Origin of the sequence: Clostridium luticellarii (assembly GCF_002995845.1) — a bacterium.
GTDB classification, from domain to species: Bacteria; Bacillota; Clostridia; order Clostridiales; family Clostridiaceae; genus Clostridium_B; species Clostridium_B luticellarii.
The window spans coordinates 1-15,371 of record NZ_PVXP01000070.1; the positions used below are offsets into that span (position 1 = coordinate 1).

13 protein-coding genes and 1 pseudogene are annotated in these 15,371 nt (G+C 34.9%); 6 read left to right on the forward strand and 8 right to left on the reverse strand.

Features of this window, described 5'->3' with window-relative positions:
- The first annotated feature begins 64 nt into the window (after window positions 1-64).
- From CLLU_RS15500 to CLLU_RS15515, 4 genes are read left to right on the forward strand one after another with little or no spacing between them, the layout of a single operon-like run.
- A complete protein-coding gene (locus CLLU_RS15500; RefSeq protein ID WP_106010682.1) occupies window positions 65-439 on the forward strand; it encodes a GntR family transcriptional regulator in 375 nt (124 codons plus the stop codon).
- Between the two features lie 15 nt (window positions 440-454).
- Window positions 455-1,312, forward strand: a complete 858-nt coding sequence (locus CLLU_RS15505) for an ABC transporter ATP-binding protein (protein ID WP_106010683.1) — start codon at window positions 455-457, stop codon at window positions 1,310-1,312.
- Window positions 1,313-1,315: 3 nt separating this feature from the next.
- The gene (locus CLLU_RS15510) at window positions 1,316-1,966 is read left to right on the forward strand and encodes an ABC-2 transporter permease (RefSeq protein WP_106010684.1); all 651 of its coding nucleotides are present in this window, start codon (window positions 1,316-1,318) and stop codon (window positions 1,964-1,966) included.
- A gap of 16 nt (window positions 1,967-1,982) precedes the next feature.
- Window positions 1,983-2,621, forward strand: a complete 639-nt coding sequence (locus tag CLLU_RS15515) for an ABC-2 transporter permease (protein WP_106010685.1) — start codon at window positions 1,983-1,985, stop codon at window positions 2,619-2,621.
- Between the two features lie 36 nt (window positions 2,622-2,657).
- Here CLLU_RS15515 and CLLU_RS15520 read toward each other — a convergent pair whose 3' ends face one another.
- From CLLU_RS15520 to mtnK, 5 genes are all read right to left on the reverse strand, one after another.
- Window positions 2,658-3,494, reverse strand: coding sequence for a deoxyribonuclease IV (locus tag CLLU_RS15520; RefSeq protein WP_106010686.1), 837 nt, complete (start codon window positions 3,492-3,494; stop codon window positions 2,658-2,660).
- A 176-nt stretch (window positions 3,495-3,670) separates the two neighbouring features.
- Window positions 3,671-4,339: a class II aldolase/adducin family protein gene (locus CLLU_RS15525; RefSeq protein ID WP_106010687.1), complete on the reverse strand. Its 669-nt coding sequence runs from the start codon at window positions 4,337-4,339 to the stop codon at window positions 3,671-3,673.
- A gap of 13 nt (window positions 4,340-4,352) precedes the next feature.
- Complete coding sequence (locus CLLU_RS15530; RefSeq protein WP_106010688.1) at window positions 4,353-5,741, reverse strand: PTS galactitol transporter subunit IIC; 1,389 nt, start codon at window positions 5,739-5,741, stop codon at window positions 4,353-4,355.
- A gap of 100 nt (window positions 5,742-5,841) precedes the next feature.
- Window positions 5,842-6,888, reverse strand: coding sequence for an S-methyl-5-thioribose-1-phosphate isomerase (gene mtnA / locus CLLU_RS15535; protein ID WP_106010689.1), 1,047 nt, complete (start codon window positions 6,886-6,888; stop codon window positions 5,842-5,844).
- 18 nt (window positions 6,889-6,906) lie between these two features.
- Window positions 6,907-8,115, reverse strand: a complete 1,209-nt coding sequence (gene mtnK / locus CLLU_RS15540) for an S-methyl-5-thioribose kinase (RefSeq protein ID WP_106010690.1) — start codon at window positions 8,113-8,115, stop codon at window positions 6,907-6,909.
- Window positions 8,116-8,402: 287 nt separating this feature from the next.
- Between mtnK and CLLU_RS15545 the strand changes: the two genes are divergently transcribed.
- Window positions 8,403-9,188 carry a DeoR/GlpR family DNA-binding transcription regulator gene (locus CLLU_RS15545; protein WP_106010691.1) on the forward strand — a complete coding sequence of 262 codons (786 nt, stop codon included), beginning with the start codon at window positions 8,403-8,405 and terminating at the stop codon, window positions 9,186-9,188.
- 10 nt (window positions 9,189-9,198) lie between these two features.
- Here the strand turns inward: CLLU_RS15545 and CLLU_RS15550 are convergent, their stop codons facing one another.
- Window positions 9,199-12,444 carry a DEAD/DEAH box helicase gene (locus CLLU_RS15550; RefSeq protein ID WP_106010692.1) on the reverse strand — a complete coding sequence of 1,082 codons (3,246 nt, stop codon included), beginning with the start codon at window positions 12,442-12,444 and terminating at the stop codon, window positions 9,199-9,201.
- 94 nt (window positions 12,445-12,538) lie between these two features.
- Between CLLU_RS15550 and CLLU_RS15555 the strand changes: the two genes are divergently transcribed.
- On the forward strand, window positions 12,539-13,039 hold the full coding sequence (locus CLLU_RS15555) for an amidase domain-containing protein (RefSeq protein ID WP_106010693.1): 501 nt from the start codon (window positions 12,539-12,541) through the stop codon (window positions 13,037-13,039).
- A 27-nt stretch (window positions 13,040-13,066) separates the two neighbouring features.
- On the opposite strand, the gene CLLU_RS15560 is transcribed toward CLLU_RS15555, so the two are convergent.
- On the reverse strand, window positions 13,067-13,873 hold the full coding sequence (locus tag CLLU_RS15560; RefSeq protein ID WP_106010694.1) for a beta/alpha barrel domain-containing protein: 807 nt from the start codon (window positions 13,871-13,873) through the stop codon (window positions 13,067-13,069).
- A 63-nt stretch (window positions 13,874-13,936) separates the two neighbouring features.
- Window positions 13,937-15,371 (reverse strand): annotated as a pseudogene (gene nifB, locus CLLU_RS15565) (nitrogenase cofactor biosynthesis protein NifB); the annotation flags it as partial.

Here is a 15,371-nt window from a genome sequence, read left to right on the forward strand (position 1 = left end):
GTTGTATATACTGTATATATTCGAATATATACAGTATATATGATCCACAAAAGGAGTACTATTTATGAACATAATTATTTCCAATATATCAAAGGATCCTATTTATGAACAGATTACAAAACAGATAAAAGACAACATAATAAAAGGCAGCATTTCTGAGGGTGAACCTCTGCCGTCAATAAGGAACCTGGCCAGAGAGCTCAAAATAAGTGTAATAACAACTAAAAGAGCCTATGAAGAGCTGGAAAGGGAAGGTTTTATAGAAACAGTTCCAGGAAAGGGTTCCTATGTATCATCACAGAACAAAGATCTTTTAAGAGAAAAAAAGATCACCTCAATTGAAGACAAATTGGTGGAAGCCATAGAAGAAAGTAAAACCATCGGTCTTACAAAAAAAGATCTAAAAGAAATGCTGGATATTCTATATGACAATATGTAAATTGGAGGAGAGATAATGAATAACATTCTGGAAATTAAAAATTTAAGTAAAACCTACAAGGGTTTTACCCTGGACAACATAAGCTTCAGCTTGCCCAGAGGATACATCATGGGACTCATCGGTCCAAACGGTGCAGGTAAAAGCACTACCATAAAACTCATAATGAATCTTGTAAGAAAAGATTCAGGAATTATAAAGGTTTTTGACCTGGACAATTTAAAATACGAAAAACAAATAAAACAGAGGATAGGTTTTGTATACGACGCAAATTATTTTTACGAGGATTTGACTGTAACAGCTATGAAAAATATCATATGCCGCTTTTACAAAGATTGGGATGACGAAACTTTCAGCAGATATATAAATGAATTCAATCTCCCCGGCAGCAAAAAAATAAAACAGTTGTCCAAGGGAATGAAGATGAAATATTCTCTTGCCATTGCTCTTTCCCACAATGCCGAATTCATCATAATGGATGAACCCACTTCAGGACTGGACCCGGTTTTTAGAAGTGAAATGCTGGATATACTCTACTCAATAATCCAGGATGAAAACAAAGCCATACTGTTTTCCACCCACATCACCACGGATCTTGAAAAGATAGCGGATTATATCACTTTTTTAAATTCCGGCAAGATAGTTTTTTCAGATACAAAGGATAATATTTTAGGCAGTTATGGCATTGTAAAAGGTGATAAAAATCTGTTGAAACCCGATATCAGGAAAAAATTCATAGGTATAAGAGAAAATTCCTTTGGATTTGAAGGTTTGACCAATAACAGCTCTGAAATAAAAAAGCTGTTCAAGGACAAGGTTATAATTGAAAAAGCCACTCTGGACGATATCATGGTATACACCGTGAAAGGAGATTAGGCAATGGTAAATCTCATTTTAAAGGACATACTTATACAGAAGAAAACTTTTCTATATTTTATAGGATTTTTAGCAATGTGGATAATATTTTCAAATACAATGGGAAACTTGTATATTCCACTCGTTCTTTTTTGTGTTTCCAGCAACTTTATAGAAACTGCTCTCTTGAAAGACGAAAGCTCTCAAAGAATGATTGCCAGCCTTCCCGTGAGAAGATCCGATATAATTCTGGCCAAATATGCATCTATATTTGTATTCATTGCTGTTGCCCTGCTGCTGTACTTTGCAATTTCATTTATACTTGAAGCTGCAGGAATTATTAAAATTGAAAATCTTACAAATTCAAAGGTAATTTCTATATATATTGTTCAGACTTTATTTTTTAGTTCACTTTATTTTCCTATAAATTTTAAATTTGAGTATTCAAAAGTGAGATATTTTAATATATTTTTGACTTTAATTATTGCTTTCACCCCACAATTTATTGAAGGTTATCCATATACAAAAAATATCATTCCGAATATTGCTTCATATTTAGCAGCTGCCGCACCCAACCTGAATACAGCCTGGATTGTCATATTTCTATTGATGATACTGCTTTTAATATCTTTTATAGTATCCTGTCAGGTATATAAAAACAGGGAATTCAATTAAAAAGGAGGAAAATACAATGTGGAATTTAGTTTTAAAAGACATACTTTTGCAGAAAAAAATTTTTGTCATACTTATCATAGCTTCAGTATTATTAATTATTGGTTTTAAAGATAATGTCAGTGCTGCTTATGCATTTATCGCTACTTTTATCGGCTATTCATTTTTAACCAACAGTTTTTATCGCGATGAAAAAAGCGAAATGATGTTGAACAGCCTTCCAATCAATAGAATAAATATAGTCATATCAAAGTACTTGTCTCTATTTATATTCATACTTATCAGTATGGCAATTTCATTTTTAGTTTTTACTTTTGCAAAATATACGGGCATGGTACAATTATCAGAAACCATAAATACCGAAGGTATGATAGGTGGCTTGATAGGTGCTCTATTTTTTAATAGTATACTTTTTCCCATATATTTTAAATACGGATATTTAAAAACTAGACATGTAACAATGATATTATTTTTAGGTATATTCTTTGTTTTTACAGCATTTGCAAAAGTATTCGGTGAAAAAATTCAGCCTTTCATTGTTTATTTGAGCAGTATTCCTGAAATCACAATGAGGTTTGTCATCCTTGCCATATGCCTGATTATACTTTTACTGTCATTTACCCTGTCCTATAAAGTATATAAATATAAAGAATTGTAAAGAGGTGCTGACCCTCTTACAAAAAATGTAAGGGGGTCAGTCCCCTTTATAAGCTTCCTTCAACATCTTAATTTCGCTTGCATAACCAGAAAGTTCATTGGGGGTTTCCAAAACAAATGGCAAATGGCATAACTTAGGATGATTTATAATTCTGGCAATGGCCTCTTTGCCAATGGAACCCTGTCCAATCTTTTCATGGCGGTCCTTGTGGCTCGAAAATGGATTTTTGCTGTCGTTTAAATGAACTGCATACAAATTATCAAGTCCAATTATTCTGTCAAATTCATCTAAAACACCATCCAGATCATTTACAATGTCATAACCGGCATCATAGACATGACAGGTATCAAGGCACACGCCCATTTTATCAGAGAGGGTGACTCCATCGAGAATTTCTTTCAGTTCTTCAAAGCTTCTGCCTATTTCCGTGCCTTTTCCTGCCATTGTCTCAAGAAGAACTCTGGTGTTTTGATCCGGCTTCAATATAGCATTCAGCATATCCACAATATATTTTATTCCAACCTCCACCCCCTGCTTCACATGACTTCCCGGGTGAAAATTGTATAGATTTCCAGGCAGATATTCCATTCTTTTCAAATCATCCGTCATCACCTGAAATGCAAATTCCCTGGTTTTTTCATTTGCAGAACATGCATTTAAGGTATAAGGAGCGTGAGCTATAATAACAGAAATTCCATTTTCCTGCATAATTTTTAAAAGTGCCTCCACATCTTCTGGATCAATTTTTTTAGCTTTCCCTCCCCTGGGATTACGGGTAAAAAATTGAAAGGTATTTGCATCTATTTCAAGTGCTTTCTTTCCCATGGCTTCATAACCTTTTGAAGCTGATAAATGGCACCCTATATTCAACATAATTACCACCTCCACATATATTATAATCGTACCTTTTTGTTTTTCCAATAACTTTATGGGAAATACTTTGTCTATATTATTTTCAGTAAAATTTAAATATAAAATACAATTCAAATGATTTCATCAATAAAGGCCTATTTTCTTCTTTATATGAAATAGACCTTTACCTTCATTTTTTATTTTGTATTTTTGTTTTTATTCAATTTTACATATGAGGGATATTTCCATTTTTTCAACTCTTCTTTAGGCAGAACATTAGGTTCTTTACATCCGTTGAGCAATAAAGTCCTGTAGTATATTTCTGCTATTTCCTCTACATATTTTGCCTTAAGGTAAGTGTTTTCTATATTTTCTCCTACAGTTATAACTCCATGGCTTTCCAGCAAACACGCATCCGATTTCTTAAGTGGCTCAACTATGGACTGAGCCAGCTCTTTTGTCCCTGGTCTTCCATAAGGTGCCACATGAACAGTTCCTCCATAGTACACAGCTTCATACACAATTGGAGGAATCTCTTTCTTCAAAACTGCAAAAGATGTTGCAAATCTTGAATGTGTGTGTACCACAGCTGTAACGTCCTCTCTTGAATTATAGGCATAAATATGCATTAGCACTTCACTGCTTGGTTTGTAATTCTTTTTGTTTTCTATTACATTCATCTCTGAATCCAGCACACATATATCATTTCCAGTTAAATTCTTTCTATCTACACCTGAAGGAGTTATCAATATATAACCCGTACTCATATCCTTAATACTGAAATTTCCCGATTTATGTTTGCATAGGCCCTCTTCATCTGCTTTTCTTGCTATTACAGCCAATTCTTCTTTTTTATCTTCAAGCATAATACTCTCCTCTCTATTTTACATTTTCAATTTTTATATCCTTTTTTTCCATGACTTCCATTTCTCTATCTCTTCTTTTCATATATTTGGCATACCAGAAAAATAATCCTATAAAACAAATAAATAATGCAAGTCCAATTATATCCCCGTTTATTATGTTAGCTGCATGTGCTATAGTCCACCTGAATTCCGGTCCTTCTATTCCATAATAAGTCAAAAACTGTCCTTGAGGAATTGTTAGGGTCTTTTGTACTCTAGCCAGATTTGTAAGTATAGGTGCAAATTCTGAAGAAACCAGCAAATATATAGGTGTTGTTATTACTCCCATTATAAACATTTTTATGATATTGCCGCCTGTTACTATAAGTGCAGGCACTGTTGCAGCTACATTTATAATTGCTGCCAGAGGCAAAACACTGTTTATACCAAATTTAGCAAGTATTATGGCAAATACAAGCTCCACAGGAACAAGCAAAATAGATGTCACCCAGAGTTCTGAACTTCCTCCAAGCACAGACCAATCTATACCTATACAAAATTCCCGACCCTTATATTTCTTTTTCATATATTCACCGGCAGCTTCAGCTATAGGCCCTAATGATTCAAGAAAAAGATTTGCAACCAGAGGAAAAAGTACCAGCGCAGTGGCAATTTCCACTCCAGTCTGTAGTATAACCTTGACACTGCACCTTCCAATAGCTGCAATCAAAACCCCTACTATAAAACCCATTACACTGTTTTCTCCAAATATTCCAATTTTCTCTTTTAATTTATTTGAATCCAGATTTATTTTATTGATTCCTGGAATGAAATCCAAAAGCCTGCTTATAGGTGCCAGTATGACCCCTTGTAAATTCATTACATGAGGACAGGTTACATTGCTTATTTTAGACAACCTGCAAACTGATTTTTGAACCAAATCCGCATTTTTCAGTTCCAGCACAACCTCTATAGCTGCAGCGGCAAGTGCAAGAGGTATACTGTGAGTTATTGCAGCCACTATAGTGGCTGTAAGTATTTTACCCCATACATTCCACATATCCACATTCAAACAGTTTGTCCAACCAAATGCCAGCATAACTATATTTATACCTATTTGTATTGGGAAAACTACAAGCGCATAAGGCCATGCCCATGCTATAGCTGCTACAGGCGACCAGCCTACATCTATAGTAGTAAGTTTTATGCCTGTAATATTAACAAATGCATTGGCAGCAGGACTAATTGACTTAAACATAAATCCAAGCACTACATTCATTCCTGTAAAAGCTATTCCCAAAGTCAACCCGCATACTATAGCTTTTTTCAACTTCATTTTGACTCCTAAAGCTATCACAATCATAACTACAGGTAAAAAAACGGCAGCTCCTAAATCCAGTATATATTTTATTACAGCACCCATTTGTCTCCTCCATCTTTTAATTTATTATCTCAATCAAGCTCCCTTTCTAGCTTGTCTATCATAGATAAAAACACTATCTTAGAAAGGTGGCAGCCAAAATCTATTTTATTATTTTTTTCAAATTTTCCTCAAATGGCGGATATACTATACCCTTTTCTGTCACTATGGCAGTTATATTTTCATGAGGTGTTACATCAAATGATGGATTATATACCTTTACTCCTTTAGGCGCGGTCCAAACTCCGAATCTGCAGGTGACCTCTTTGGAATCTCTCTCTTCTATGGGTATGTCTCTTCCAGTTGGAGTATTTAAATCTATACTCGGAGTAGGTGCTGCTATATACATTGGTATCTTAAAATACTTTGCTAAAATAGAAACTCCAAAGGTGCCTATCTTATTTGCAGTATCACCATTGGCCGCTATCCTGTCACACCCCACTATTACAGCATCAATTTTATGCTGGGACATAACTACAGCTGCCATATTGTCCGTAATAGTCGTCACATCTATTCCTGCCATATAAAGTTCCAAAGCTGTAAGGGTAGAACCTTGAAGCCTTGGTCTTGTCTCATCAGAATATATTTTAAGATGCCACCCTTTTTCTTTTGCAAGGTACATAGGTGCTGTAGCTGTTCCATACCTGGATGTAGCCAGCTGTCCTGCATTGCAGTGAGTTAATATTCCCATGTTGTCCTTAAGCAGAGTAATTAAATTTTCTCCTATGTTTTTGCATATTTCAATATCTTCCCTGTGAATATTTTTGGCTTCATCTCTAAGTATTTTCTTTATTTCAGCAATAGGCTTATCTTTCTCGGCTTCAATTTTTTTAAGCATTCTCTTCAATGCCCAGGAAAGGTTCACCGCAGTAGGCCTGCTTGAATTCAGGTATTTAGCTTTTTCTTCTACGCTGTTATAAAATTTTTCAAAAGAATCCTCAGGTGCATTTTTAATTCCAAAATACAATCCATAACCTGCCGTCACTCCTATAGCAGGTGCACCTCTTACAATCATTGTCTTTATGGAATCATAAACTCCCTCAACTGTATCATAAGTCTTATACTCTATTGAATTTGGCAGCTTTGTCTGATCCAAAAGTACAAGCTTATCTTCTCCATCTTCCCATTTAATAGCAAATAATTCAGACATTTTTTTACCCCCTTAATTCTACTCTACAAAATTTTTAACTGATTTTACAAATTCATCGATGGAATTAATATTGTCTCTATCTATAAGAATTGCTTGTCCAATTTTCAGTCCCAGAATCTGGGCTCTGGCTCTTTCCTCAAGATTCTCCACTGCATCCATATCAGGTACATGAGCCATTCCAATAATTCTCCTCATTATTTCGCAGGCACAAAAGCCAATGGTTTCATGAAGCAAATTCTCTAAATAATACTCCCTATAACCAGCTGTTTTCGTTATTATATCCTTTGACTGGTTTTCCCACAGGTAATTAAATTCCTTTACAAATTCCCTCCATATCTCTTTTATTGAATCCAACAGGTGCGCCCTGTATTTTTTTATTTCCTCCTTAGTCTTGTCCTTTCTTCCCTCCCAGGAAGCATAATTCAAAATAAAGTTGGCAAATAACAGTCCTATATCATATCCATAGGGTCCATAAAATGCAAATTCACAATCGAACACAATAGTTTTTTCATTGTTTATAAATATAGAACCCGTATGTAGATCTCCATGAAGCAATGATTCAGCTTTTGTCATGAATATATTTTTTAGCTTTGAAACTTCAAGGCATATTTCTTTATTCTTCCATATTTTCTCTTTTACGTAATCCTTTATGTGCTGATTTATATCATTGGATTCGGCATTCATATAGGGATCATTTAAAACAAGCCTTTCAGTTATATCACATAATTCAGGACTTATAAAATTCCCCACGATTTTCTTTTTTTCCATAGGACCCATTCCCATATCCGATGTTAAGAATAAATTTCTCGCCATAAATTTTCCTATCTGCTGTGGAAAGTTTTTAAAGGTTTTCATTTCCATCATGGCTTTTCTCAGGATTTCCATATTGCCCAAATCTTCCATCACGGTCAATGCGTATTCATTACTATGGTGATATATTTTTGGAACACTGCCTGGGCAAACTTTTCCCTGAAGTTTAAGAGTTTCAGCTTCTATTCTGTTCCTGTCTAAAGTCAGCTTCCATCCTTCTCCTGCAATTCTCAGATAGGGAAGTGCTTGTTTCACAATAACTTTTTTATTGTCCTTTAGATCGACCACCCTGAAAACATAATTTAAGTTGCCATCCCCTATTTCCCTGCTCCTTGTTTCATGATCCTTGGGAAATATACCTACACTTTTTAAATAATGTCCTATGGTATCTTTTGTCATTTCTTTATACCCACTCATTTTTAAACCTCCGTTTAAATTAAACTATAGATGTTAATTTTAGAAGCATATATGTTTCCAAATAACATTTATTGATTAAATATTACATCAATATGTTAAAAATCACAAATATAACATTGTAGTAAAAATTATTGAATTTTACTGTTTTTAATTATTATGCATACGTTTTCTTTTAATATCTAAACAATAAATAATTTTAACACATATTCTTTTATAAATTACATTACTATGATATATTTAATATATCGATTTAGTTTTTATCTTCAGTTAAGGAGGTTTTACACCATATGACACAAGAAGAACGGAGATCAGCTATTAAAAAGATCTTAAACAGAAATAAAAAAGTGGAAATAAAAGATCTGAGTAGAGACTTAAATGTGTCCGAAATGACTATACGACGGGATCTTGAATATTTAGAAAAAAAAGGAATTCTGAAGAGAATTCTTAAAGGAGCCATCTCAACTTCCATTAACAACACAGATCCAATAGATGACAGTTTGACGGTAAGAACTCATCAGAGTATAAACGAAAAAAAAGCCATAGCTAAATATGCCAGTACACTCATAGAAGATGACGATATAATATTTTTGGATGCTTCAACCACCGTATATGCCCTCTGTCCCTATATAACAGATAAGAAAATAACAATAGTTACAAATTGCATTAGTATATGCAATTATTTTAATAACATTAAAAACGTAAATATTATTCTTGCAGGTGGAATCTTGAGATGCGGAACCCTTTCTTTAATAGGGACTGATACAAACAACTTCTTAAAACAGTATAATACAAATAAACTTTTTATATCTGGAAAAGCCCTGTCTTTTAGAGATGGGCTTACAGACGTAAATGCTTTTGAAATAGAAGCAAAAAAAGCAGCCATGGAAAATACTTCCGAAATTATATTGTTATTAGACAATACCAAGTTAAACAAAACTTCCCTAATTAAAGTGTGTGATTCAAATGACATATCCAAAATAATAATAGACGGCTTCAGAGATTTTTCACAGGAAGAAAAGAAAATGCTGAATTTGATAAAAAATAACAACACTGATGTAATTGTAGTTCGCTGATTGTGTTCTTTTAACATTGGAACAACTTAACAATTTCCTCCTGTGACAATTCTCCAATTCCTCGAATTCCGGAAAACTCGCCGCCAAGCAGGCTGTCTATGAGCTTTTTCTTTTCAGCCTGCAGCTGTATGATCTTTTCCTCGATAGTATCCTTTGTCACAAGTTTTATAACTTCCACTGCATGCTTCTGACCTATTCTATGGGCTCTGTCTGTTGCCTGCTGCTCCACGGCAGGATTCCACCAGGGATCAAAATGAATCACTATATCCGCAGAAGTTAAATTAAGTCCCGTCCCTCCGGCCTTCAGACTTATCAAAAATACCGGACTGCTGCCTGCATTGAACTCATCCACCAATTCAACCCTGTTTCTGGAGGGTATGGATCCATCCAGATAACTGTACTCTATACCCTCCATTTTCATTCTGCTCCCGATATTCTTAAGTACAGAAGTAAATTGTGAAAATACAAGTACTTTATGTCCTTCACCTGTGCCTTGAATTAAAAGTTCTAAAAGTGCCTCCATCTTTGCACTGCCTCCACTGTAACTCTCCATTACTACAGACGGATCAAGGCAGAGCTGTCTCAATTTTGTAATATATGCCAGTATCTCAATTTTGCTGTTTTTAAATTCATCTTCCCTTACCTTTTTCTCAATGAGTTCAATCGCATGTTCTGCATAGGTTCCATAAACTTTTTTCTGTCTGTCCCCCATACTTACCATAACGGTTCTTTCTATCTTATCCGGCAGCTCCTTTATAACATCTTTTTTTCTTCTTCTCAAAATAAATGGCTTCACAAGCCTGTTCAGATCCTCAACCACTACCGGTTCCTCTTTAAACCTCTTATAATATCTTACACTGAATCTCTTTTCATCATAAAGATATCCCGGCATTATAAAATCAAATATGGACCAGAGTTCCATGACGGAATTCTCCATAGGAGTACCCGTAAGTGCAAATCTCCTTCTTGCCCTTATACTCTTTACACTTTCAGCATTTTGAGAATGGGAATTCTTTATGTACTGGGCCTCGTCCAGCAGGCAATAGTCAAATTCTATATCATGGTACATTTCCAGATCTCTTTTTAAAAGATTATAGGTGGTTACAATTACATCATACTCATCCACTTTTTTTATCTGTTCTTCCCTGAAGCTTTTTGGCCCATTTACAGCTGCTATTTTCATGTCCGGAGCAAATTTTTCAAATTCATGAATCCAGTTGTATACCAGAGATGTAGGCACTACAATCAATGACCTGCTGCCCTTGTTTGAAAGTAGAAAAGCAATGGCCTGAAGTGTCTTTCCAAGTCCCATTTCATCTCCCAGTATTCCCCCGAACCCCAGGTAATCCAGTGTCTTAAACCAATTATACCCTATTTTTTGATAATTCCTTAAATTACCTCTCAAATTTTCAGGTTCCTTGAATTTAAGATTTTTTATATTCCTGAATTTATCCACTACTTTTTTAAGTTCAGCCGTTCCACCTATATATCTCATATCATTTTTTTTCATATAAGAATTTATATAAATACTCTTGTTTTTATCTATCTCAACACGATTGTCCTTCACATCTCTCCGTGAAATCACATCCAGCAGTTTTAAAAACTTTCTGAACTCCAGATCCTCCAAATCCAGATATTCTCCAGTTTTCAATTTATAATACCTGAGGTTATCTCTAAAGGCTCTCAATATTGAAGTTGTTTCCTCTGCAGGTATATCCCCAAGCTTGAATTTCATTTCAAAATAATCATATTTCCCTGATTTAATGTCTCCACTTATGTCCCTGCTCTTTATGGATTTTATACCCCTGAAGTTTTCAGAGTAAAACACCTCCCCCATTTCCTGAAGCTTTTCTATTTCCTCTTTGAAAAATCTGAATACATAGTCATCTCCCCACATAAAATGGAACTTGTTTTCCACTCTTTCAAACCCCAGTGATCTCAACATTTTCAAAACAGCAGCTTCTTTTTTTGAGTCCCTGTATATGATCTTCTCACTACATTCCTCAAATATATTAAATTCAAAAGCACCGTATTTGACTTTGACAACAAGCGTAATTTTACTGCCTTTTTTGTCAAAATAAAACTTCAGCTCACACTTTTCATTTACCACCTTGTCTTTTATAGCTTTTGACAACTCAACATTATCCGATAGCAAATTAAGTTTGGGAATCAACTCTCTGAGTATGATATTTTCCTCAGAACCCTGAAGTGTAACTGAACTGTTTCCACTAAACACATCAAGAATGGGTTTTATCCTGAAACAGTATTCACTGTCTGGAAGATATATGGTGGATCCGTAGAAAAACACATTGTTTCTGGAGCCCAAAGCCATGGGCAGTCCATCTGCAACTCTTAAAACATAATCCTTTTTCGGCATTTTCAAATCAAATTCCAGCGGCGGAGCACTGTGCAGTATTTCAGTCTCAACACACCTGTATAAAAATCCTTCATTTAAATATACCCGGTGCTTCTCCACTGCCTCAAAAAATTCCCTTACCAGATAATCTGGTATATGTACATACTTCCCATCCACATTGGACTTTTTTATCCTGCCGCGATATATGGAACTTCCCTCCGCACTTTTCAGCATCTGGATAAAATCCACAAGACACTTGTCTTTTGTACTGAGCTTATGCTGTTTCATATCAAGAGTAAAATTTTTCCCATATACTATAGGTATATTATTATAAACAGCCAGCAAAAACTGATCTATATCTTTAAGCACATAAAGACTGCTGGAGCTCATAGAGGTAAGTCCTATTTTAAACTGGGCGGAAATCTTGTTTTCCCATTGATTTCTATCCACATAAACTTCTATTTTTATTTCCTTCTTATCTTTTTCGTCACCTAGAAGCAAGGACAATGCGTCCAGGTTTTTAAATCCAGGCTGAAAAATATTTTCAGATCCTGATTCACTTAAAAGAGGATAATTTATCAATTTATCAACTGCCTTGTAAAAAGTAGCTATCAAATGCTTGCAGCAGTAATTATCTTTTTTGAATTCATTATTTTCATAATCCTCACAGCTGCAGTAGGTTGACACTATGTTTCTATTTTCCGCATCCAATTCAATTTTTGTGCTGTATTCACTTACAAGGCTTTCCGAAATAACTCTGCCTTTTATATATATAAGAGTTTCCTGATTTGATATCTCTACAGAAGGCACCAGATCGTTATCTATAATTCTCATTCCCTTATCATGGTTTCTGCCGCTTATCTGCTCATTAAACAACCGCAGTAATCTGTCTTTATTCATCCTATCACCCTGATATCCTATATTTATGTAGATCAAGTAACTTTTTAAAGTATGCTCACATAGATTATACCATGAATAATTTTGTGGAGTAATTATGAATTATAGAAATAAATTATCCTATTCTAGAATTAAGGCAGTAAATTATGCCGTAAACTATGCCAGAACGCCAAATCCAGCTTACAGATATTTTCTTGTGGAAGGTGATAATGGAGGTGACTGCACAAACTTCATATCCCAATGCCTCAGAGCCGGAGGAGCTCCAATGGTATTTTCAGGAAAAAGCAGATGGTGGTATACCAGCCGGAGCTGGTCGGTTTCCTGGGCTGTGGCCGGCTCTCTCTACTGGTATTTAAAAATCAATGCCGCTGAAAAGCTATATGGCGTCAAAGGTACACAAGTTGATTCCGTATCAATGCTCCAGCCAGGTGATTTAATATTTTATGAAAACAGGAGAGGTAAAATCCAGCATTCGGCAATGATAACTTCATTTCACGGAGATTACCCTCTCATATCACAGCATACCCCAAATGTTTTAAACATACCTTATGAAAAAAGCTGGGCTGCCAAAATGTATTTTTTAAAGATATCCTTATAATTCCAGGAAATAAGACTCTTGAAAACATCATTGAAAACCTACTATTTTTTTAATCTGCCGCTCTTTTTCAATTACATCTTCAAAACTTTTAAGCCACAGTTTTTTACCTTTAAGTTCATACATTACTTTAATAAAATCCGAAAAATTGCAATTGCCCGCTCTTTCTCCCACACCAGCAATAGTGCAATCGACAAATTTTGCTCCTGCATCTACTGCAAGCAGAGAATTAGCTATTGCCATCCCAAAATCGTTATGTGTGTGTATTTCAATTTCTACAGGAACTTTTTCTCTTATCTTTTTTATCTGGTTAAAAAGTATTCTGGGTTCTGCAATTCCTACAGTATCTGCATACCTAATTCTTTCAACACCCATTTGGAATACAATTCTACACAATTCAATTAGAAAATTTATATCTGATCTAGAAGAATCTTCTAAACCAACAGTTACTTCATAACCTTTATTCTTTGTATAATCAATTGATTTTTTCAAATTTTGTATAACCCATGTTCTGTCTTTTCCCAATTTAGATTTTATCTGTAAATCTGAAGCTGGTGTAGATATATGAATTATATCTACACCACACTCTATGGAACTATCTATATCTTTAATATTCATTCTATTCCAAGCTGATATTTTACTATCAAGCCCTAAATCTACAATTTTCTTTATACTTATTTTTTCATCTCCACCCATTGCAGGTATACCAACTTCCATCTGATATACACCCATTTCATTAATAAATTGTGCTATTTTTACTTTATCATCTACGCCTAAAGCTATTCCAGCTTTCTGCTCTCCATCTCTTAATGTAGTATCAACTATATCAGTAATCATATAAATCCTCACCTTTTAACAAATATTATTCAATTCATAGTGTACAATTTCAATTGAAAATTATCAGTTATCACTCTCAGTAATAGGCAAAATTTCAGGCTTAGCATCTTTTTCAAGTTCCTTTGCGGCTTTTGCCACCGCCTTGTTTATAGAATCATACATCTCCATAACCTTTATATTCTTCGCTTCCAGCTTTTCTCTTGGCTCTTCTCCAATTCTAAGTACGATTACTCCATCACAATCTTCTATAGTCCTCACTATTTTAGATATTTTATCTTCCTGAGCCACACAATCATAAATTCCCATACAGTACTTGTCTACATTTCTTTTTTCCAGAAGCCTTATCCTGCCCTGGTCATAGAAATATATATAAAATTCGTTAGTATGTCCAAAATGCTGATCTATGTTAATGCCCGATTTAGAAGAAATTGCAAACTTATATTTTCCACCCTCAGGTGCAGTTTCTTCAGGCTCATTTTTTTCTGCTTTACCGGAGCACTTGCTTATGCAGCCTTCGCAGCCTATATTCCTAAAATCTATAGAATGATCCTCCGACAGAGTCCCTATGGCATCTGCCCTGCACTGCCTGCAGTGATACATCTGCTTTATATCAACTTCACATTTTTTTCTCATTTCATTCAATTCCACATTTGAAACCAGCGGCAGATCTTCAAATCTGCTTCCCTGTACAGGTATCATCTGCATTATATTTGTCATATATGCCCCGCACTCTTTTACCTTTTTTATAACTTCCACTATGTGATTGTCATTTATGCCCTTGAGCATAACTGTATTTACTTTGCATACTATGCCTTTCGAGCAGAGATACTTGAGCCCTGCGAGCTGGTTGTTTAAAAGTATTTCAGCTCCCTCTTCCCCTGTATATTTATGTCCTAAATAATTGACTTCCCGGTATATTTTTGCCCCTATTTTCTTGTCTACAGCATTTATCGTAACTGTAACATGCGACACTCCAAGCTCTATCAGCTGATTTGCATAGAAAGGAAGCATAAGCCCGTTGGTTGAAAGACAGAAAGTTGTTTCAGGAGAATACTGTCTTATGAGTTCAAGAGATTTTTTCACTTCATCAAAGTTTGCCAGAGCATCTCCAGGTCCTGCTATTCCCACCACAGTCAGGTTTTTAATCTTGCTTTTCACAGCCTTGAATTTTTGAAGTGCTTCCTCAGGACTAAGCATCCCGCTTGTAACCCCCGGTCTGCTTTCGTTTGCACAGTCATATTTTCTGCTGCAGTAATTACAGCTTATGTTGCATTCAGGTGCAACAGGTATGTGCATTCTGGCAAATTTATGTGAATTATCTCCAAAACATGGATGAGTATAATTTTTATCCACATTTACAGCCAACCTTATATTCATTTCCTCACTCTTTTTTGCATTTAAATTACCTATTGTATACATATAGCTCCTCCCCACCTTTTTTAGAAATAAACAATTTATTATAACTTTTTATATGGTTATGTATTATTATATACAGTAT